Origin of the sequence: Anaerotignum sp. (genome assembly GCF_030625865.1) — a bacterium.
GTDB lineage: Bacteria > Bacillota > Clostridia > Lachnospirales > Anaerotignaceae > Chakrabartyella.
This window is the reverse complement of the sequence record NZ_DAOUQB010000014.1, coordinates 42,262-63,517: the sequence shown is the minus strand read 5'-3', so window position 1 is coordinate 63,517 and position 21,256 is coordinate 42,262. Positions and strand designations below refer to the sequence as shown.

The window sequence follows — 21,256 nt, the reverse complement described above, 5'->3', positions numbered from 1 at the left end:
ATAAATTGCGGTCTGCCAACTGCAAAAAAGCGAAGGGAGTTTTTAAAGTGAGTCTAAGCGACATAAATAGTTTATCGCACACAAGATGGAATTGCAAATATCATATTGTGTTTGCGCCCAAATATAGGAGAAAAGTATTTTACTATGAAAAAAGAAAAGCAATGGGAAAAATATTAAGGCAGTTATGTGAATGGAAAGGTGTGAAAATAATAAAAGCAGAGGTATGTCCAGACCATGTACATATGTTGGTGGAGATACCACCAAAGATGGCTATATCAAGTTTTATGGGGTATTTAAAAGGTAAGAGCAGTACGATGATGTATGAACAGTTCGGAGAGCTGAAATACAAGTATAGAAATCGTGAATTCTGGTGTAAGGGATATTATGTAGATACAGCAGGGAAAAATGCAGGAAGGATAGCAGAATATATAACGAATCAACTGAAAGAAGATGAGATAGGAGAGCAACTGCGCATCTCAGATACAAGCCCTTTTAAGGGCAGCAGGTAACAGACACGCAGTTGGCAGACCTATTTTATGCGTTTACGCATATGCGAAGAACATAGGGCTATGCCCGTCAAAGGACAACCACGCGTTTGACGCGTGGATGGGTTTTTTATAAACGTAATTTAGCTTAATTTTTTTTTGCTGGATAAATAGATTGCTTTAACACGATCGAATTCATCAGTGATTTCTTTTTCCGGTGCTTTTGTCAAAAGGCTTACAATGATGATAGCTGCCATGGAAATTAAAAATGCGGGCAATAATTCATAAATATTCCAAGCACCACCCATTGGTCTTATGAGGTATTTCCAGATAAAGACCATGGAGCCCCCGGCAATCATCCCTGCCAAGGCACCGTACTTATTGGAGCGTCTCCAGAATAATGCAGTCAGTACAACGGGACCGAATGCAGCACCAAAACCTGCCCATGCAAAGGATACAATACCAAAGACAGAGCTGCTGGGATCTCTTGCAATAAATGCTGCAATGATGGAGATAATGATAACGGAACATCTTGCCACAGTCATTGCTTTTTTCTCAGACATTTTGATGCCGAAGAAAGTTTGCAGCAGGTTGTGGGACACGCTGGAGGAAGCTGCTAAAAGCTGAGAATCCGACGTGGACATGGTTGCTGCCAGAATACCTGCTAAAATGATACCTGCAAGAAAAGCCACTGCAATACCGTTTTGACTCAATAGGTTTGCAATTTGGACGATAATTGTTTCAGAAGCAGAACCCTCTAAAACGGGAATGGCACCAACCTTTGACATGCTATATCCAACAACGCCGATAAAGACAGCAACTATCATGGAAATTACCACCCAAGTCGTTGCAATTCTCCGAGAAAGGGCTAATTTTTCCTTATCTTCGATTGCCATAAAGCGTAATAAAACATGGGGCATACCAAAATAGCCTAATCCCCAAGCAGCTGTGGAACAAATAGTTAAAAAACCATAAGGGGTCTCAGAGTTGCTGGAGATAACATACATTTTTATCATGCTTAAATAGCCAGGCAATGCCCTTGCGTTTTCCATGACGATATCTAATCCCCCTGCAACGTGGACGCCAAAGATCACTACAACAAATAAAGCAATTGTCATGACGATACTCTGAATGAAATCTGTTGTACTGGCGGCGGAGAAGCCGCCGGTTGCGGTATAACCTACGATAACGATGGCACTGATAATCATGGCTGTTTGATAATCAATACCAAATAGGCTGCTAAACAGTTTTCCACAAGCAGCAAAACCAGATGCTGTATAAGGGATAAAGAAAATAATGATTACCACTGCTGCAATGCACATTAAAATATTTTTTTCATCTCTATATCTTCGGGAAAAGAAGTCCGGAAGGGTAATGGAATTTTGCGCTTCGTGGGAATAAATACGGATACGTTTTGCCACCAGTAACCAGTTAAAATAGGTACCTAATGCTAAACCGATTGCTGTCCAAGTTGGATCAGCAATACCGGAAAGATACGCCACACCGGGCAAACCCATTAAAAGCCAACTGCTCATATCAGAGGCTTCTGCACTCATAGCTGTAACAAAGGGGCCGAGTTTTCTGCCGCCCAGATAAAAATCCCCTACGTTTTCGTTCTTTTTGGACCAATAAATACCAATAGCTACCATGCCTATTAAATAAACAGTAATGGCAATCATGATACATATTTGTTCTGATGTCATAATTTCAAATCCCTTCTCTATTCATTTCTAGAGTTTTTCTCAAAACTTCAGACTTATGTCTGTGAACACAAAATTATCTGCTAAGCCTAGGTATTGACCATCCAATGTTCTTTGCTTAGCAGAAAATGATTACAAATATCGGAGAATGAGTTTTCAGAAAGACTCTAGTCAGTATAAATGATTATAACATACTATGGATAAGACTAAAATGCAGAATAAAGTATAGAATACATACTATACTAAATATAGAAAAATAGACAAAAAACCTAATAAATCAAGGAGTTTCAACTAGACGATATTTTATATTTTTTTTGTTCTAAAAATATTATTCGATATAATTCGACTTCTTTGTACGAAATCCTGCTAAAAAAAGAGGTATGATTTGTTTGGCATACTGACAAAGGGAGTATTCCCCATTACAGACACACCAATCATAAATTAATGCCCGTTCACACAAAGCGTATGCTTTTACAAATTCATTTACTGAGATGTCAGAGCGCAAATCTCCTTTTTGCTGTCCCTCTGCGGTAATTTGACGTAATATTTTATAATATATCCGATTATGATCCAAGAGAAGCTTTTGCCCACTGGTAACAAGTTGTGTGGAGTATAATCTGGCTATCAAATCCATTGAGATACTGTTATCAATCATGAGAAACAGTTCTTGATTTAAAAACATGAGCTTATCAAAGCTATCTAGGTTGTCATCTAATTGGGGTATCAATTCCTGATACTTATTATCAAACAGATCGGCAAGGGTGCCTAAGAGGGCGTCTTTTCCACCAAAATAATGGTAAAAGGACCCTTTTGAAGTTCCGGATGCTTCCACAATTTCTTCAATGGTTGTATCGTCATAACCTTGCTCATAAAACAGCTTCCATGCCGCCGTAATGATTTTGTTTTTTGTATTACGGCTGTTTCTTTTTGCCATTTTGTTCCTCCCTGTTATCTAGATCTTTTTCCATTTCAAATTTACTAGGTCATGCTCTCGTATGGCTTTTACCAATCTTTGTCCGAAGTCGTCAGCCATGATATCTGTGGCATCTAAAAGTTCCAGGCCAAGTTCTTGAGCACGTTTATAGGTTCCTGTATGGATTTTCTTTTCCTTGCTGTAGGTTACGATAATACCTTTTGAAAACCAGCCACCTAAACGTTTTTTTGCAATCAAAAGTTCGTTTAGTGCCGCAGTATCTGCATCTCGTAATTTACAGGAAATGAACACGGGCAGGGAGTCGTCCATTAAAATGACATCTATCTCATTTCCCGCAACGGTAATATTGTCATAAGCGTCCCAATCTATCATTGTGCCTAGTTTTGCATCATGAAACACGCCGGTTTCTTTTGCTGAAATATATACATAAAGCTCTAGCCAAACGCCAAAGCTGATGCAATACTGTCTATCTTCAATTGTGTTAAAGGCAAATCGAACATACTCTCCATGTACGGATAGATTTTGGATAAAACCTAAGGTTTGAAACATTTCCAAAATCTCTTGGTCTGGATAAACAGCCTTGCCGTTTTTTATATGTATGTTCCATTTGCTTTCCATCATTAGCTCATGGGGCAGGGTTCTTGCCGCAACTGTTTGTAAAAAACTGCAAGTATATCTCCATTGATGAAGGTGTTTAAACAAAAAGCGTGCCATTTCCTTAATTGCCAGGAAACGTTCCTCAGAAGGCGGCCGATGTGACTCGCCCATAAAACAAGCGCCTTTTGCATCCACAAAGTCTTCTAGGGTCAAAGGCACGGTTTTTGCTACCAAACTATCGTCTTCTAAATCGGTGATCCGCTTATTCACAAGATCCGTATGCAACAGAGGAATATTTAATTTACTCCCTGCTTTATATCCTGCAAGGAGCATTAATTCACTGCCTCCGGTTAAATCCAAGGCACATTTTTCGATACTGTTGCGGTCAATAATTCTACCGATTTGACGGGATATCCGATCAACAGAGGAGATATCAATGGGGTAATACTCCAGCTTGATATCCGGGATATTTCGTTCCAGACATTTTTTTAGCGCAGTGAAAACCAGCATATCATTCATGCCGATATCATAAAAATAAATCACTTTCTTTGGCCGCAAAGTCAAAGGTGCTACAATGTTTTTTAAGACGTCCTTATCATAAAATTCAATGAGAAGTTCCAAAGGAATCATCTCCCTTCAAATCCATTTAGTACAGATTATTTTTCAAATTTTTCTATAATTACTTCCTCTTCAAATTTAACATCCTCTTGGGGTTCTTTTTTATCCCTGTTTCCAAAAATTGCGCCAAAATTCAATTTATTTACTACACCAGGTGCCATATCTATTAATTTGCTGACTGCATCCTGATTTTTAATATTAATGGTTTGAACAGTTCCGTTTTGGATTGCCAGCACGGCAGAAGGGGTGATTTTTGCGCCGACACCACCTGCAGCATTTATGTTTTCTTTTGCGCCGGCTCCTGCGCCAACGGATACTTCAATCAAGGGCAATAAGGTTAAATCGCCAATGACAATTGCCTCACCTACTACGGTTTTTGTGGAAACCAAATCTTCAACTTTATTGAAAAGTACATCTACCGATTCTTTGAAATCTTTACCCATTCTGCTTTCTTCCTTTCCAAAGTTTGATTAAAATTCTACGTACAGGCTTCTTTAATAGAAATGCTGAAAGGCTATATAGAAAATAGCCCATCACTAGCTTTCCCTTTATATTTATTTCTATATCCTCCGCCACAAGGCGGGTAAAATCAGCCTTGACACGAATGTTTCTTCCGAATTTTGCCGTTAAAACACCCACCAGACCCATGAGATAACCTGTGTAGTCGGGCTCACCCAACCCTACGGTAGCTTTTAACATAAGCTGATTGGGAGAAATGCCTTTTATGAGTCGTTTTAGGAGTTTTTTTGCTGCATGAAATATTTCCCGCTTCTCCTCTATTTCTTGGAACTTGTTTTTATAAAAACGAAGCTTGTCCAGCATTGAGGTGTTTTCGGAATCTCCTTCTTCCTCTTCGTCTGTACCTGTAAAGAAAGCGTCCTCTTCCTTTTCTATAGGAACAGCAATAGGTTTTTCTTGAATTTCTGAAAGCTTTACCCGCCGTACCTTTGGTTTTGGAGGAAGGGCTTCTGAAATACGCGCGTTGGCAATAGGATTTTCTGTTTTTTCCTTTGAAGGCGTTTGCTGTGTTTCCTCTGCCTTTTTTGGTGATATAGATTCAGCCATATAAATGCTTTCGGAGGCCTGTTTTTTGGAAGCCGCTGTTTTTTCTCTGGCAGCAACTGTGCCACCTGTTTTGATTGGCTGAGGGCTGGGTTTCGTTTTCCTTTTTTTCTGTCTTTTTTTCTTTTTTTCTCCCAGGAGGGTAAACCATAGTATTTTTAGGGTGATTTGTGGCTCATTTCCATAGATATATTTACCTTGCAATCGAATCAAGCCAAACAGCCAATGGGCAGCAAAATCACCTTTTAGCTCATCCTTTTTTTCTCCCGCCAATTGATATTTCAAAGGGCTGATGAGAACTACTGTAATGATTAAAATAAACAGCAGAAGAATACTCAAAAGCAAAATCCCTATGAACTTTAACACAGCCAATAGTATGCCTAACATATCATTCCCCTGTCTTCATTCGTTTTGCCAAAAACCAGGATAAAATCCAGACAATGAGAGCACTTGCGCCAAAAATGCCTAAAATCCAAAAGGCGGTATCCCGAAAAAAGCCTTCGGGAACAATGTTAATTAACAAATCCGTTTTGATGTTTAAGATCCAATCATCATTACTGAAAAAAACTTCATGAAACAAGGTGAAATACCGATTGAAATCATGAACCATCACAACAAACAAAAGGAATAATCCACCAAAAAAGACGGCAATGCCCCATTGAATGCCACGAAACAGTGCAGAGCCTTTTTTAAAAAATAATAGAATTGCCATAATAAATACGGTACATAATATTGCAGCAAGACGCAGTTTCATTGCCTTGATAAATAAAGATTGAACATCTAGCATATGTTTTTTCTCTTTGGCATTGAAGAATTCTCTCTCTGCGTTCCCGATTTTTGTATAAACAACCAAATCTTCCCGATCACCCTTTAAATAATCCATCATTTCTTGAGTAACCGTGAGCAAATCATCCATTTCAATATTTATTGATTTTGTTACTTCATATTTATTATACTCTTTTTCGAAGTAACCGTCCATGTAGTATACCACATACTCCGTTGAACTGATTAGTAAAATAACCATAAGTGCCAGTCCGGTTAAAAAACCAAGGCTTTTATACACCAACGTCATTCATGATCCCTTCTATCCATTTACTTGGGTTTAATAAATCTTTCTTTTCTTTTACAGCTTCTTCTAAGATAAACGCCATAAGATCATAGGTTTCCCGTTTCCCGTTTGCAATGCCTACGATGATACCTTCTTTGGGTTGGAATGTTCCCTTACATAATTGCCATGAAGAAATCAATTCATACCGATTTTTTTGGGAAATAAAAACGATGCAATATAGGCGAGGCATAGGAATATTTCGCTTTAGAGCATACACGACTGTTTCTAAATCGCTGATATTTTCTGCTACATACAAGTCTTCTGCTAAATTCAACAGCCATCGCCACCTTTCTTTCCATTTCTTAGCATTATTATAGCAGAACAAACCAAAAAAGAAAATAAGCAATAAACAGCACCCGGTTTGGAGGGTGCTGTGCAGGATGCTGGCAAATTTATTGTTTAAAACATGCTACAACAATTTTATTGAAGAGCTGATTCCAGTTTATCTAACTTTTCATAAGGGTAGTTCTTTAACAGTTCTTTATATTGGGGATTTGTTAATCCCGGGGTTTGGGTATAAATTGCAATTTTTTCGTTTAAATCTGCCTGTATAAATTTTAGCTTTAATTTGGAAAATTCGTCTTTGTTCATGTTAATCCATCCTCTCTTGTTTTTTCTTTTTAAAAACTTCGCTTAGTCCCATCAAAAAAAGAAAACCACCAAATATTTTTCGTAGTAAATCGGCATCCAATGAAACGGCTAAAAATGAACCTGCTGCTGCGCCCGCAAGGCCGAATAAAGCTAACGGTTTTGCAGTTTTCCATAACACATTTTTATTTTTTGTATGTGTAATTAAAGCAACAACAGCTGTAGGGATAAAATAAATTAAATTGATTCCTTGGGCTTGGTGTTGTTCTGAGCCGAGAATTAAAATAAGAGCGGGAATCAGTATGGTTCCGCCACCAATACCCATACCGCTGATAATGCCGGAGAAGAAACCAATGACAATAACCCAAATCATAAAATCATCCTTAATGCAGCCGTAATCATGAATAACCCAAAAATTCGATGTAACCAAATACCGCTGATTCTATTCAACAGCTTTGCACCGACAATGCCCCCTGCAATGCCTCCGGTAGATGCCCATAAGGCAATACTCCATTGAACATCTGTTTTCCAGCAATAAATAGCAAGGGAAAGCAAGGATAGGGGCAGAATAATACTGATTGCGGTTGCATGGGCTTTATGTTCCTCGACATCGAGAAAGCGTTCCATTGAGGGTACAACTATGGTTCCCCCGCCGGAACCGAAAAGACCGTTTGCAAAACCTGTTATCAGACCGATGGCTATTTGTTTTCCCTTATTTTGCACTGAGATGTCACCGCCTTTCTTTTCCTAGTATGGCGAAAAATTCCTTTTCTATGTATGGCATCGAAAGAAAAAAACTTTCGATGCCGGTTATAATTAGCTTGCAACCGTTGCGGTGCTGTTATCCAGTGTGTTTTTTACACCGTTTTTGACGTCTCTACCTGCATCTACAATACCGTTGCCTAAATCTCTTGCATCATTGGTTAAAGTATTTCCTACGGTATTATCCGTTAAAGGTCTTCCGCTATTGATACCATAACCGTCCCAATATGCAGCGCCGTTGCCGGTATAGGTTCCAGTGCTATATCCGCCATAGGGAGCACCGTCGCTGTCATAGTTATTATAGCCATAGCTATTGTAACCATATCCATAACCGTCTGTTGCACCGCCTAAGTTGTTAGCAGATGTGCCACAGCCGCCAAAGGCAAGCATCATAACTGCTACCATTGCAATGAAACCGCTCTTTTTCATAATAAATACCCTCCTTGTGCAAAAAATCTTTGCACTAATATTGTCTGACGGAAACAAAAAAAAATCCTTCGTTTTCATTGGCATTATGGGGAATTTTTAGCATAAATGCGGATAGCTGGAAGAGTGAAAAACTGCTAAAATATACCTTAGTATCTTAAAAAATATAACTAACGCCATCGTATTTCATTCAAGCTTTGTGATTTAAGGAAAAACAATGGAGGATTGTGTATGAAATTTTTGAAACAGCATATTGTAAGAAAATGAGCATTTTTCCAAAGAAGCGTAATTTTAAATGGGAGTTTTATGGAAACATATTTAGATAAAATTTTTAAATTTGAAATGAAGAGGAGCTGTTGTCTTGTTCAAAAGCAGAAAAAGTGGAATTCTTTTGCCCCTTTCGTCTCTTCCTTCTTTTTTTGGTATTGGCGATTTTGGCAAGGATGCTTACGGTTTTATAGAGAAGTTAGTAGCGGCAAAGCAAACGTTATGGCAAATTTTACCTTTTTGTCCTGTGGATGACAGTGGATCGCCTTACCAAAGTACATCAGCATTTGCAGGAGAGCCACTTTATATTAGCTTGGATTTATTGGCGGAAGAGGGGCTTCTTTTAGAAAAAGAAGTGGAACAGGCAAGGCAGGCTTTATTTGTCAAGACTGATTATGGGATGGCAAGGCAAATCAAATTTCCTTTGCTGCGAAGGGCGTTTTCAGAGTTTTGCCATCAATTGCCTATAGAGGATTTTGATGATTTTTTTATGAAAAATAAATATTGGTTGGAAGATTATGCCCTTTTTATGGCGGTGAAGGCATATCTGGTGGAAAAAAGAAAAGAAGATGAGAGCGGATTATTGGAGTTTCTTCAAGAGACAAAGAAATTTTTGCCCGAGGAAAAAGGAAAAGGCTATTTTTATACGGCATGCTGGTGCTCCTTTCCAAAAGAGCTGAGACAGCGAAGACCTGAAGCATTAGTGGAATGGGCGGCAAAATTAAAAGATGAAATACTTTGGGAGTATTTTTTACAATTTGTATTTCAGAAGCAGTGGCAGGCACTGAAAAAATATGCCAACGAAAATGGAATTCAAATCATTGGAGATACCCCCATTTTTGTTTCCTATGATAGTGGGGATGTTTGGGCGAACCAAAAAGCCTTTCAACTGGACAGCTTGGGATTCCCCACGGTGGTGGCGGGGGTTCCTCCGGATTATTTCAGCGAAACGGGGCAGTTATGGGGAAATCCCCTTTATCAATGGAACTATCACGAAAAGACTTCCTACCAATGGTGGGTTTCCCGTATCCGCAAAGCCTTAGAGGATGTGGATGTTTTAAGAATAGACCATTTTCGGGGTTTTGAATCCTATTGGGAAATTCCTTTTGGTGCGGAGGATGCCAGAAGTGGTCAATGGGTAAAAGGGCCCGGGATGAAGCTGTTTTATCAATTAGAAAAGGAATTGGGGAAATTACCTCTGATTGCAGAAGATTTGGGGATTATTACAGAGAAGGTTCACAGGCTTAGAGAAAAAACAGGGTTCCCGGGCATGCGTATTTTGCAGTTTGCCTTTGGTGATGATAGGAACCACCCCTATTTACCCCATTCCTATGAGAACAATACCGTGGTATATACAGGTACCCATGACAACAACACCACGCTGGGGTGGTATGAAAATGCCACGGAAAAAGAAAAGGATCATTTTCGCCGATATATGAATGTGACTGGTGCGTCTCCAAATTGGGATTTGATTCGTCTTGCTTTTTCTTCTCCTGCACAAACAGCAATTGTTCCACTACAGGATGTTTTGGGTCTTGGAGAGGAATACCGTATGAATAAGCCGGGAACCATTGAGGATAATTGGACATTTATGTTCCAATGGGACATGTGGAACGAGGGTTCCTTGGAGGGACTCAGCTACCTCTCTCTTCTGTTTGGAAGAAACAATGGTTAGAATTGCTTTCTTTGCTAATTTGTGCTAAAGTTAAGCCTGAATTATATCATAACCCTATCGTTTTAGGAGGAAATAAATTATGTGCGGGATTTGCGGGTTTACAGGCCGTTTGGCCACATCCGAAGAAATTTTGGAAAATATGAAAAACAAAATTATTCACCGTGGGCCGGATAGCGGTGGATCTTACATTGATGATGGTATTTCCATGGGCTTTCGCCGATTGAGCATCATAGATCTGGAGGGCGGTCATCAGCCTATTTATAATGAAACAAAGGACATGGTAATTACCTTTAACGGAGAAATTTATAACTATCAGGAATTAAGAGAAGATTTAATAGCAAAAGGGCATGTTATGGCCACGAATTCCGATACGGAAGTTCTTTTGCATGGATATGAGGAATACGGTGAAGATTTGCTTCCCAAGCTTCGTGGAATGTTTACTTTTGTTATCTGGGATGCAAAAAACCAGACGTTTTTTGGGGCAAGGGACTTTTTTGGAATCAAGCCATTTTATTATGCATTACAAGATGGTCAGATGATTTACGGCTCTGAAATCAAAAGTATTTTGGAGTATCCGGGTTTTAAAAGGGAAGTAAACAAGGAGGCTTTGGAGAATTACCTGACTTTTCAATACAGCGTTTTACCGGAAACCTTTTTTAAGGGTGTGTTTCGCTTAATGCCTTCTCACTGTTTTACTTTTAAAAACGGGGATCTAAAAATCAAGCGTTATTGGGAACCGAAATTTCAAAATGAGGAAAACAAATCTTTGGATGAATTCATTGAAGAAATTGATGCTGCCATGCAGGATTCTGTGAAGAAGCATAAAATAAGCGATGTGGAGGTAGGGTCTTTTCTTTCCAGCGGTGTGGACAGCTCCTACGTTGCCGCATCTTTCCATGGGGATAAGACGTTTACCGTAGGGTTTGATTATGAAAAATACAATGAAATTGACTATGCCAAGGCATTATCGGAAAAAATCGGAATTGAAAATCACAGCAAGCTGATTACAACGGAAGAATACTGGGATACGTTAGGGAAGGTTCAATATCATATGGACGAGCCTTTGGCGGACCCTTCTGCCATTGCTCTATATTTTGTAAGCCAAACAGCTGCAAAATACGTTAAGGTTGCTCTAAGCGGAGAGGGAGCCGATGAGTTTTTTGGTGGATATAATATATACCGAGAACCCCATGATCTGCGCCCTTTAACTTGTTTACCAAGACCCATTCGCAAAGGCTTAGGTGCAATTGCGAAGCGTTTGCCAAAAATGAAAGGCAAAAACTATCTGATTCGAGGAAGTAAGGACTTACAAGAGCGTTTTATTGGGAATGCTTTTATGCTGACAGAAGAAGAAAGAGAACGCATTTTGAAAAATCCCACGGGAAATTATCATCATACCCGTCTGACAAAGCCTTTTTATGATAAAGTAAAAGACCAAGATGATGTAACAAAAATGCAGTATATTGATATTCATTTTTGGCTAATCGGGGATATTTTACTGAAGGCAGACAAAATGAGTATGGCGCATTCTTTAGAGGTACGTGTACCGTTTTTGGATCGTATGGTATTTGACGTTGCCCGTACGGTTCCAACAAAGTATAAGGTGAATGAGGAAAATACCAAGTATGCCATGCGCCAGGCGGCACACCGTTATTTGCCTGATATGGTTGCAGAAAAGAAGAAGTTAGGATTTCCCGTGCCCATTCGTATTTGGCTAAAAGAGGACAAGTATTATAATATTGTGAAAGATGCTTTTACTTCCCAGGCTGCCCAGGAATTCTTCAAAACAGCGGAGATTGTGAAGTATCTGGATGATCACAGGGCAGGAAAGGCGGATAACAGCCGTAAAATTTGGACAATCTTTATGTTTTTAGTATGGCATAAACAATATTTTGAGGAAACAGCATCATAAAATCTATGCGCTAATGTGCGCAGAAAGATGGTAAGGATGTAGATCTGCAAAAAGCAGTTAGAAGCGTATTATGCCTCTAACTGTTTTTTTAATTGTCATTTGATTCTGTATTTGGGATTTCAGTTTCTATAGCTTCATTTGTAATTGGATGATTTTTCCATTTAAGATCTGAAATGATTACAGCTGAAAATACAATGAGCCCCCCAATTAAAATTCGTGGTGTAAAAGGATCACCATAAAAAAATACGCCGAAAATAAAAGCAAATAAGCTCTCGGTAGAAAGTAAAATTGCGGTATGGGTGTCTGATGTATATTTTTGAGCCACATTTTGCAAGGTATAGGCAACGGCAGTATTTATGAAAGCCAAATACGCCAAGGACATTACCCCTGCTGTGGGAAACGTTGTTGGCCGCTCCTCGAAAACCAGTGCTACAATCAATGAAAGTAGGCCGGTGGTGAGGTATGAGAAAAGGACATCCCAAGAGGATTGCATTTCCCCGCAAAGATTCCGGTTAGAACAACGAAGATTGCATAAAAAACAGAAAAACTTAAGGAAAGACCATCTCCCAATTGTATTGATAAAGAACCGTTTAGGGAGATTAACCCAATCCCAATCATAACCAGAATGCCTGCAATAAAAGAGTTTATTTTGGGGCGCTTTCCAAGCACGATCCAAGATATAAACGGCACCATTGCTGCATATCCCGCCAAAAGAAAGGCCTGTTTTGAAGGTGTTGTATATATGAGGGCAATCACCTGTAATGGCATGACAAAGAAAAACAAGGTGCCCAGTATCAAGCCTGACTTTATTTCGGCTTTTCCACAACGGCGAATCACTCGACCAAAAAAGATAAACATAATCAAAGCAGCGGACAAAAAACGAATGGCCAAAATATAAAAGGGACTAAAATATTGCACTGCAATATCTCCCGCAATAAAACCGCCACCCCAACAAACAGCGGCTAAAACCAAAGCACAGTCGGCCAGAAAGACCCTTTTTTTATCGTTCATATGTACCCGCTTCCCTTCTCATTATCCACCCACTATATCACCCCAAATATGTTATTTCAATAGGTATTGCACAAGGAAAAGGAACCTCGTGGAAAGTCATATTTTGGCTGAAAACTTTTATCTTTTTTTGTTGATTTTGATGAGAGAGAAGAGGATGTTTATAGTAGAAAGGCTTCCAGTGTGATATACTAAAGGCATCAAAATTACCCATTGAAATAGCTCTTTCTCTTGGCAGGCAAGAAATTTGATTTGGATTTGAGAAAGCATTGCTGGAAACAGAAATTTTTTTACTACTTCATAATTTTTCAAGAAAGACTTTATAATAAAAAGGGGGTTTTTATATGAAATTTCAACATTTTGTTCCCACAAAGATACTTTTTGGTTGTGGGCAGCTGGACAAGCTTCATAAGCAGAGGTTACCGGGGAAAAAGGCCTTGATTGTTATTTCCAGCGGTACATCGGTAAAAAAATTTGGTTACTTGAAAAGGCTGGAAGAACAGTTGGATAAAGCAGGGATTACTTATGTTTTATTCGATAAAATTCTGCCAAACCCCATTGAGGCACATGTAATGGAGGGGGCAGATTTTGCCAAAAAAGAGGCTTGTGATTTTGTGATTGGATTGGGCGGCGGCTCTATTATTGATTCTGCAAAGGCCATTGCAGTTATGGCAACCAACGAGGGAACTATCTGGGATTATATTTTTGGCGGATCGGGGGGAAGCAAGATACCTGAGAATTCTCCGTTACCGATTGTTGCCATTACAACCACCGCAGGCACAGGCACGGAAGCAGACCCTTGGGCAGTCATAACCCATCAAGACAAAAATGAAAAAATTGGTTTTGGATATGATAAAACTTTCCCTGTGCTTTCCGTGGTTGATCCAGAGTTGATGCTGACGGTTCCGGAAAAATTAACTGCCTATCAGGGTTTTGATGCTTTATTCCACAGCACGGAAGGATATTTAAACAAAAATACGAATCCCATCAATGACATGTATACGCTAAAGGCCATTGAGTTGATTGGAAAGTATTTGCCTGTGGCAGTTAACGATGGGGAAAATATGGAAGCGCGTGAAAATGTAGCTTTGGCTAATACTCTTTCGGGGATGTCTGAGAGCATCAGCGGTTGTATCTCAGAGCATGCCATGGAACATCCTTTAAGCGGACATAATCCAAAGCTTGAGCATGGGGCAGGGCTGATTATGATTTGCGAGGCGTATTATGCATATTGGGCGAAGACGGGTATTGTAAATCAAAGATTGATTGATATGGCAAAAGCTCTGGGGAAAGAGGATGCGGAAAATCCTGAGGATTTTGTAACAGCACTCCATGAATTAATGGTTTCTTGTGGTGTGGATGACTTGAAAATGTCCGATTATGGAATTAAGAAAGAGGACCTTACCATGTATACCAAGGCGGCATACGAAACCATGGGTGGTTTATTTAAAGGAGATCCCGGTGAATTAGCCTTTCAGGACTGCTTGAAAATTTATGAGAAATCATATAAATAGAAAAATTTATAAAAATGGCTCGTTTTATAGTTGCCAAGTTTTTTATTTAAGGTAATACAATAAAAGCCCGTATGCAAAAATTCATTTTTTGAATTTTTGCATACGGGCTTTATATTTTAAGAGAATTAGGTTTAAAAAGGTTTGCATTTGCAGAAACGAATTCTAAACCTTTTATGAAAACACGACTTCATTAAAGTTTTAATTCATGGTAGGCTTGGGTTCATCTTTCTATGATATCATCCATCATATCATCAATGACTTCCTCAGCTTTTACAGCCATTTTTTTGCCTCTCTTCATCATTTTACGGTAGGCTTTTTGATCCTGCATCAAATAAGAAACGCCGGCTATGGTGGCAATACCGCCAATGACAAGGCCTGTGGTAAATTTATTCATTGTAATCCCTCCTTTTTGCTTTAGTATGCGGAAAAGAGGAATTTTTTATTCTATGAAAAAACTAAAATTTTAGGAAATAAAAAAATTAAAAATCCCGGGTTGTGGAGAAATTTCCATACCCGGGAAGATGTTTATTCGCCCAAATCGTGAAGGAACAGGCCGCTTCTTAATTTTGGTTCAAACCATGTGGATTTTGGAGGCATGATCAAGCCTGCATCTGCCACATTCATTAATTCGTCCATAGAAGTAGGGAAAAGGGAGAAAGCCAGCTTCATTTCGCCGCTATCAACCCGCTTTTCCAATTCGGCCAAGCCACGGATACCACCAACAAAATCAATTCGTTTATCCGTACGAGGATCACCAATAGCAAGAAGGGGTTCCAAAACCTCTTTTTGCAAAATGGAGACGTCCAGTCCCAATACAGGGTCATCAGAGATGGCTTCTTTTTTCGTAGTCAAAGAGAACCATTTACCTGCCAGATACATTCCGAACTGGTGAGGGTTTTCGGGATGCAGCTGTCCTTTTCCTAAATATGGCGTAACTTCAAATTTTGAGGTTAAAAGTGATAAAAATTCTTCTTCAGTATGACCATTTAAGTCTTTTACAATACGATTATAATCCATAATTTTTAGTTCATCAGCAGGGAAGAGTACGGAAAGATAATAGTTATATTCTTCGTCACCTGTATATAGTTCATTTCGTTCTCGTCTCTTTAATCCTACTTTTACGGCGGAGGCATTTCTATGATGACCATCAGCAATGTAAAAATTTTCGACCTTACGGAAGGAATCAACTAAAATGCCGATTTCCGTGTCACTATCCATTACCCAAACAGTATGGCCGATTCCATCCTCGGAAACAAAGTCATATTCAGGTTTATTGGCAGTTTTCCAACCTTCAATGATAACCTTAGCCATTTCATTATTTTTATATGCCAAAAAAATGGGGCCGGTATTAGCGTTTAGAGTATCAACGTGGCGAATTCTATCAGCCTCTTTATCTGCACGGGTAAGCTCGTGCTTTTTAATGATACCGTTTAGGTATTCATCAATGGAGGTACAGGCAACCAGCCCGGTCTGACTTTTGCCGTTCATAGTTAATTGGTAAATATACAAATTGGGAAGTAGGTCTTGAGTAAAAATACCTTTGGCAATCATATTATCCAAATTTTCTTTTGCTTTTTCATAAACAGCATCGCTGTAAATATCAATCTCTTCGGGTAAATCAACCTCTGCTTTATCAATATGTAAAAAGGAATAAGGTTTTCCTTTTACCATTTCTCTTGCTTCTTCGCTGTTCATTACATCATAGGGCAGTGCAGCCACATCCTTGGCATATTCTGCCTGGGGACGTATCCCCATAAAGGGTCTGATGGTAGCCATAATTTTGTCCTCCTTATTTCAGTAAGCGTACTTTAATTACGCTGTTAATTGCATACAAGTCTCGAATCAAATCCTCTTCATTTTCAGGCAGACTATCGCAAACGATGATGTTATAAGCCAAATTGCCTTTAGAATTGTTGACCAATTTATCAATATTGATACTATATTTTGTAAAAACAGCGCCTAATTGACCGATCATATTCACGATGTTTTTATGAGAAACGGCAATACGTGGTTTACCGTTATAAGGTACGGTACAGTTAGGGAAGTTTACTGAGTTTTTTACATTTCCATAGTTCAGATAATCCCGCAGTTCTTGGGCAACCATAATGGCACAATTTTCCTCGGATTCCGGAGTAGAGGCGCCAAGATGAGGGGTTACAATGACGTTTTCATTCCCTAAGAGTTCTTTTTCTGGGAAATCTGTAATATAACGGGAAATGATGCCGTCTTCCAAGGCTTTGAGCATTGCCTGATTGTCAACCAAGCCGCCCCTTGCAAAGTTTAATAAACGAGCCCCTTTTTTTGTTTTAGCAAACAATTCTTCGTTATATGTATTCTTTGTTTTATCATTCAAAGGAATGTGCAATGTAATATAATCGCTTTTTGCAACGACGTCCTCAATGGAATCGGCTTTTTCCACAGAAGGGGAAAGATGCCAAGCGGATTCCAAAGAAAGAAAAGGATCATACCCAATGACATCCATGCCTAAATCAAGGGCTGCATTGGCAACCAAAACACCAATGGCACCTAGACCGATGACACCCAGTGTTTTTCCTAAAATTTCGGGGCCAACAAAGTTTTTCTTCCCTGCTTCGATATCTTTGTTTAATGTTTCGCTATTTGCAATGGACTGTACCCATTTGGAACCGGCTACAATACGGCGGGAGGAAATAAACAAGCCTGTTAAAACCAATTCTTTTACGGCGTTGGCATTACCCCCGGGGGCATTAAAGACAGGTATGCCCCGCTGTGAACAGTAATCAACGGGAACGTTATTTGTTCCGGCACCTGCACGGGCAACTGCCAGCAACTCATCGTTTAATTCCATGCAGTGCATATCACAGCTTCGCAAAATAATTCCATCGGGAGTTTCACAAGCATCATCTATGATAAATTGTTTCTCCGACAGCTTTGCCAAGCCCGTCGGTGCAATATTATTTAATGTACGAATTGTAAACATAATTATCTCCTTATTTATTTTCCATTTCGAATTTTTTCATGAAAGCAACCAATTGTTCTACCCCTTCTACAGGCATGGCATTATACATACTAGCACGCATACCGCCAACGGTGCGATGTCCTTTTAGGTTTACAAAACCCAAGGCCTCTGTTTCTTTAATAAATTTTGCATTCAGTTCATCCGTGGGCAGTACAAAGGGGGCGTTCATCAAAGAACGGTCTTTTGGTACTACGGTTCCTTTGAATAAAGAAGATTCGTCCAGAAAGTTATAAAGCAAGGAAGCTTTATGTTCGTTTATTTTTTGCAGAGCACCTACACCGCCTTGACGCTTTACCCAGTCAAAAACCAAGCCCATAAAATAAATGCCATAGGTAGGCGGGGTATTATATAAAGAGTTATTTTCCGCATGAATATCATAACGCAACATGGTTGGTGTAAAATCCATGGCATTCCCCAATAAATCTTCACGAATGACAACAACGGTTACACCTGCCGGACCCAAGTTTTTTTGTGCGCCTGCATAAAGCAGACCGAACTTGGTAATATCAATTTCTTCCGAAAGGATGGAAGAAGACATATCTCCCACTAAGGTTACATTACCTGTATCTGGCAACTGTGTCCAGCGTGTGCCGTAGATGGTATTATTCAAAGTTATGTAAAAATAATCGGCATTGGGATCCATTTTTGTGGCATCCAATTCAGGAATGCGGTTGAAAGTGGTATCAGCCGAGGAAGCCACGATATTTACCTGGCCATATCTTTTTGCTTCTTCTGCTGCTTTTTTTGCCCATTGACCGGTTAAAACATAATCTGCTTTTTTATTTTTATTCATCAGGTTCATGGGAATCATTGCAAACTGTGTGGAACCCCCACCCTGAAGGAACAGAATTTTGTAGTTATCAGGGATATGCATCAATTCTTTTAAATCTGCCTTTGCTTTTGCCAAGATGGATTCAAACATTTTAGATCGATGGCTCATCTCCATTACTGACATACCACAGGAAGGGTAACAAACAAGCTCGCGTTGTGCTTGTTCCAATACTTCTACGGGTAGCATGGATGGTCCTGCTGAGAAATTAAATACTCTTTTTTCCATAAATAAGCCTCCTAAAATTATTTGATATGAAACATTTGCCATCTTGTCTTTACAGGGTGGTCAAATGTACGAAAAATATTATACAAAGAATTATAGCACCTTGACAGAAACCGTCAACCAAAAAGAGGCATTTTCTTGCATGCGATTCATTTTTTGGAGGAACGGGCAAAAAAAAAGAAGGGTTTTGTGAAATCTTTGGCAAAATGTACAGCCTTTTTTATGAAAAAGGCGGGGGGAAAGAAGGGTTTTGTATAGTTAACAAAGATTTTTTATGAATATTTTTAAAATTATAAAGAATGTAGAAAGTTTTCAGCTAATTTTTCATAAGGTTATTTAGAAAGGGGGCGGACAAATGAAAGGAAAATTTTTCGTCAAAGATAGATATAAAGTTTTTTGCCTTTGTGCAGTGATTGGATTGTGTTTGTGTCTTTCTGTAAAAGAAAACAGGGAAAGTGTTCGTGTATTGCTTCCGGTTGATCAAAAAGTGATTATTTTGGACGCCGGTCATGGCGGCTGGGATCCCGGTAAGACAGGAGTTGGCGGAGAGGACGAAAAAAATATCAATTTGAAGATTATGGGAAAGTTACAGCAGTATTTAGAGCAAGGTGGGGCCACGGTATATATCACCCGTGCCACGGATGAAGCTTTGGGCAGTAAGAAAAGAGCAGATATGGCGGAACGAAAAAAAATTGCTAATGAGAGTTCGGGAGACATTTTGGTAAGCATCCATCAAAATGCCTTTCCATCTACGGGCGTAAAGGGTGCCCAGGTTTTTTATCATAAATCGAGTGAGCAAGGAAAAAGACTGGCGGAATCTGTTCAGGATGAACTCAAGTCAAAGGTAGATAGTGAAAACCAGAGGCTGGCAAAGCAAAACAGTGACTATTACATATTGCGTACCACGGAAATTCCTGCAATCATTGTGGAGTGCGGCTTTCTCTCCAACCCCACGGAAGAGGCTCTTTTGAACGACGAGGCCTATCAAGATAAGCTGGCATGGGCAATTTATTTGGGTATTACCGATTATTTTTCGGGAGAAGAAGGTATCTGATGATTTTGTTTACATGTTCATAAAAACAGGCTATAATTGGAATAATAAACGAAAAGGCTTGTTCCTAAAATAAGGAAGGAATAGAACATGGAAAATAGATTTGAAAAATTGGGTTTATCTTCGGCTTTGGTGGATGCACTGATAAAGCAGGACATAGAAACGCCCACAGAAATACAACAGCATATGATACCGCTGATTTTATCGGGCAAGGATGTAATGGGACGTTCTGAAACGGGCTCAGGCAAAACGTTAGCCTATCTCTTGCCTATTTTTCAGCGTTTGGATTTGAACATTAAGGGTGCTCAGGCTATTATTTTAACTCCAACCCATGAGTTGGCAGCCCAGGTATTTCATCAAGCAGAACTGCTGGAAGCAAACAGCGGTCTTGATGTTGGCTGCATGCTGCTGATTGGATCGGCGGGGATGAAACGGCAAATGGATAAGCTTAAGGAGAAACCACGCATTATCGTTGGCTCCACAGGGAGAATTTTGGATCTTATTAAGCGTAAAAAAATACCGGCTCATTTGGTAAAAACAATTGTTTTAGACGAAGGAGACCGTCTTTTGGAAGATGGTAATTTTGGGGATGTAACAGGAGTTATAAAATCCACATTAAAAGAGAGACAAATAATTTTACTTTCCGCTTCTGTTGGTGAGGAAACCAGAATGCGAGGAAAGGGCCTTATGAAGGAGGATGGGCTGTTCATTGAAGCCAAGACCGGCAGTTTGGTTCCCCAGGGCATTTCCCATTTTTATATTTTGACAACACACCGAGAGAAGTTTTTACAGCTTAGAAAAATTTTGGCAGGAGAAAAACCCGAAAGGGCTATGGTTTTTTTGAATAATCCTGAAAATATTGAAGTGACGGTAGACAAACTATGTTATCATGGCATAAAAGCCGCAGGAATTTATGGAAAAGCGGGGAAGCTAGATCGGAAAAATGCCATGGAGGATTTCCGACAAGGCAGAATCAATGTTTTGGTGGCTTCGGATATTGGCGCAAGAGGTCTTGATATTGAAGGGGTAACCCATATCATTAATATGGATGTACCAGAGGAGCCAAGTCATTATCTGCACAGGGCCGGGCGCTGTGGGAGAAAGGGAGAGGAAGGCACTGCAATTACCTTGGTGACACCCTATGAAAGACGGTGGGTGCATAAGTATGAAAAGGTATGGGGACTTCAGTTTGTGCAAAAAGAAATGTCCTTTGGCAAACTGGAAGATAGCGCCAAAACCAAAAAGGACTTAGAGAAGCCGAAAAAAAATAAGAAACCTCAAATGGAAGAGATAGAAGAAGGCATAGTTTACAGCGAAGAGAAACGGAAAAAGGCATCTTCTTTTCATCAGAAAGCATTGGGCAAAAAGACAGTTAAAAAAGAAGATAAAAAAGAAGAATTAGGTTTTTTTGCCGCAAAGGCGAAAAAGCAGGCGGAAAAACAGAAAAATAAATTGCAAAACCAAAAAAAATAATTGTCCTAATGCTTAGAATAGGGT

23 protein-coding genes are annotated in these 21,256 nt (G+C 39.4%); 6 read left to right on the top strand and 17 right to left on the bottom strand.

Annotated elements, in window-relative coordinates:
• Positions 1–47: 47 nt before the first annotated feature.
• Positions 48–509 (top strand): IS200/IS605 family transposase, encoded by a 462-nt coding sequence (gene tnpA, locus P9Q65_RS05965; RefSeq protein WP_304508456.1) that lies wholly within the window; start codon positions 48–50, stop codon positions 507–509.
• Positions 510–628: 119 nt separating this feature from the next.
• On the opposite strand, the gene P9Q65_RS05960 is transcribed toward tnpA, so the two are convergent.
• From P9Q65_RS05960 to P9Q65_RS05910, 11 genes are all read right to left on the bottom strand, one after another.
• Positions 629–2,188: a sodium/proline symporter gene (locus P9Q65_RS05960; RefSeq protein ID WP_304508452.1), complete on the bottom strand. Its 1,560-nt coding sequence runs from the start codon at positions 2,186–2,188 to the stop codon at positions 629–631.
• 325 nt (positions 2,189–2,513) lie between these two features.
• A complete protein-coding gene (locus P9Q65_RS05955) occupies positions 2,514–3,119 on the bottom strand; it encodes a TetR/AcrR family transcriptional regulator (RefSeq protein ID WP_304508451.1) in 606 nt (201 codons plus the stop codon).
• A gap of 18 nt (positions 3,120–3,137) precedes the next feature.
• Complete coding sequence (locus tag P9Q65_RS05950) at positions 3,138–4,337, bottom strand: Card1-like endonuclease domain-containing protein (RefSeq protein WP_304508450.1); 1,200 nt, start codon at positions 4,335–4,337, stop codon at positions 3,138–3,140.
• A gap of 35 nt (positions 4,338–4,372) precedes the next feature.
• Complete coding sequence (locus tag P9Q65_RS05945; RefSeq protein WP_304508449.1) at positions 4,373–4,777, bottom strand: GerW family sporulation protein; 405 nt, start codon at positions 4,775–4,777, stop codon at positions 4,373–4,375.
• The gene (locus P9Q65_RS05940; protein ID WP_304508448.1) at positions 4,770–5,783 is read right to left on the bottom strand and encodes a hypothetical protein; all 1,014 of its coding nucleotides are present in this window, start codon (positions 5,781–5,783) and stop codon (positions 4,770–4,772) included. The genes P9Q65_RS05945 and P9Q65_RS05940 overlap by 8 nt, the downstream gene beginning before the upstream one ends.
• 1 nt (position 5,784) lies before the next feature.
• Entirely contained in the window at positions 5,785–6,468 is a 684-nt protein-coding gene (locus P9Q65_RS05935; protein WP_304508447.1) for a TIGR01906 family membrane protein, read from the bottom strand.
• Positions 6,452–6,778, bottom strand: coding sequence for a hypothetical protein (locus P9Q65_RS05930; RefSeq protein WP_304508446.1), 327 nt, complete (start codon positions 6,776–6,778; stop codon positions 6,452–6,454). The genes P9Q65_RS05935 and P9Q65_RS05930 overlap by 17 nt, the downstream gene beginning before the upstream one ends.
• A gap of 146 nt (positions 6,779–6,924) precedes the next feature.
• Positions 6,925–7,095, bottom strand: a complete 171-nt coding sequence (locus P9Q65_RS05925) for a hypothetical protein (protein ID WP_304508445.1) — start codon at positions 7,093–7,095, stop codon at positions 6,925–6,927.
• A 1-nt stretch (position 7,096) separates the two neighbouring features.
• A complete protein-coding gene (locus tag P9Q65_RS05920) occupies positions 7,097–7,465 on the bottom strand; it encodes a sulfite exporter TauE/SafE family protein (protein WP_304508444.1) in 369 nt (122 codons plus the stop codon).
• The gene (locus P9Q65_RS05915) at positions 7,462–7,815 is read right to left on the bottom strand and encodes a sulfite exporter TauE/SafE family protein (protein ID WP_330695246.1); all 354 of its coding nucleotides are present in this window, start codon (positions 7,813–7,815) and stop codon (positions 7,462–7,464) included. The genes P9Q65_RS05920 and P9Q65_RS05915 overlap by 4 nt, the downstream gene beginning before the upstream one ends.
• A 93-nt stretch (positions 7,816–7,908) precedes the next feature.
• Positions 7,909–8,283 (bottom strand): hypothetical protein, encoded by a 375-nt coding sequence (locus tag P9Q65_RS05910; protein ID WP_304508443.1) that lies wholly within the window; start codon positions 8,281–8,283, stop codon positions 7,909–7,911.
• Between the two features lie 358 nt (positions 8,284–8,641).
• Here P9Q65_RS05910 and malQ point away from each other — a divergent pair, with 358 nt between their 5' ends.
• Together malQ and asnB are read left to right on the top strand one after the other, a co-directional pair.
• A complete protein-coding gene (gene malQ, locus P9Q65_RS05905; RefSeq protein WP_304508442.1) occupies positions 8,642–10,222 on the top strand; it encodes a 4-alpha-glucanotransferase in 1,581 nt (526 codons plus the stop codon).
• 79 nt (positions 10,223–10,301) lie between these two features.
• Positions 10,302–12,134: an asparagine synthase (glutamine-hydrolyzing) gene (asnB, locus tag P9Q65_RS05900; protein WP_304508441.1), complete on the top strand. Its 1,833-nt coding sequence runs from the start codon at positions 10,302–10,304 to the stop codon at positions 12,132–12,134.
• 88 nt (positions 12,135–12,222) lie between these two features.
• Here asnB and P9Q65_RS05895 read toward each other — a convergent pair whose 3' ends face one another.
• Positions 12,223–12,627, bottom strand: a complete 405-nt coding sequence (locus P9Q65_RS05895; RefSeq protein WP_304508440.1) for a DMT family transporter — start codon at positions 12,625–12,627, stop codon at positions 12,223–12,225.
• Positions 12,570–13,145, bottom strand: coding sequence for a DMT family transporter (locus tag P9Q65_RS05890; RefSeq protein WP_304508439.1), 576 nt, complete (start codon positions 13,143–13,145; stop codon positions 12,570–12,572). The genes P9Q65_RS05895 and P9Q65_RS05890 overlap by 58 nt, the downstream gene beginning before the upstream one ends.
• Before the next feature lie 341 nt (positions 13,146–13,486).
• Between P9Q65_RS05890 and P9Q65_RS05885 the strand changes: the two genes are divergently transcribed.
• Positions 13,487–14,656: an iron-containing alcohol dehydrogenase gene (locus tag P9Q65_RS05885; protein WP_304508438.1), complete on the top strand. Its 1,170-nt coding sequence runs from the start codon at positions 13,487–13,489 to the stop codon at positions 14,654–14,656.
• Positions 14,657–14,876: 220 nt separating this feature from the next.
• On the opposite strand, the gene P9Q65_RS05880 is transcribed toward P9Q65_RS05885, so the two are convergent.
• From P9Q65_RS05880 to serC, 4 genes are all read right to left on the bottom strand, one after another.
• Positions 14,877–15,050 (bottom strand): hypothetical protein, encoded by a 174-nt coding sequence (locus P9Q65_RS05880; protein WP_304508437.1) that lies wholly within the window; start codon positions 15,048–15,050, stop codon positions 14,877–14,879.
• A 131-nt stretch (positions 15,051–15,181) separates the two neighbouring features.
• Complete coding sequence (locus tag P9Q65_RS05875; protein WP_304508436.1) at positions 15,182–16,432, bottom strand: DUF1015 domain-containing protein; 1,251 nt, start codon at positions 16,430–16,432, stop codon at positions 15,182–15,184.
• Between the two features lie 13 nt (positions 16,433–16,445).
• The gene (locus P9Q65_RS05870) at positions 16,446–17,615 is read right to left on the bottom strand and encodes a 3-phosphoglycerate dehydrogenase family protein (RefSeq protein ID WP_304508435.1); all 1,170 of its coding nucleotides are present in this window, start codon (positions 17,613–17,615) and stop codon (positions 16,446–16,448) included.
• Positions 17,616–17,625: 10 nt separating this feature from the next.
• Positions 17,626–18,711 (bottom strand): 3-phosphoserine/phosphohydroxythreonine transaminase, encoded by a 1,086-nt coding sequence (serC, locus tag P9Q65_RS05865; protein WP_304508434.1) that lies wholly within the window; start codon positions 18,709–18,711, stop codon positions 17,626–17,628.
• Between the two features lie 352 nt (positions 18,712–19,063).
• Here serC and P9Q65_RS05860 point away from each other — a divergent pair, with 352 nt between their 5' ends.
• On the top strand, positions 19,064–19,762 hold the full coding sequence (locus P9Q65_RS05860) for an N-acetylmuramoyl-L-alanine amidase (RefSeq protein ID WP_304508433.1): 699 nt from the start codon (positions 19,064–19,066) through the stop codon (positions 19,760–19,762).
• 87 nt (positions 19,763–19,849) lie between these two features.
• The gene (locus tag P9Q65_RS05855) at positions 19,850–21,232 is read left to right on the top strand and encodes a DEAD/DEAH box helicase (protein ID WP_304508432.1); all 1,383 of its coding nucleotides are present in this window, start codon (positions 19,850–19,852) and stop codon (positions 21,230–21,232) included.
• Positions 21,233–21,256: the final 24 nt, after the last annotated feature.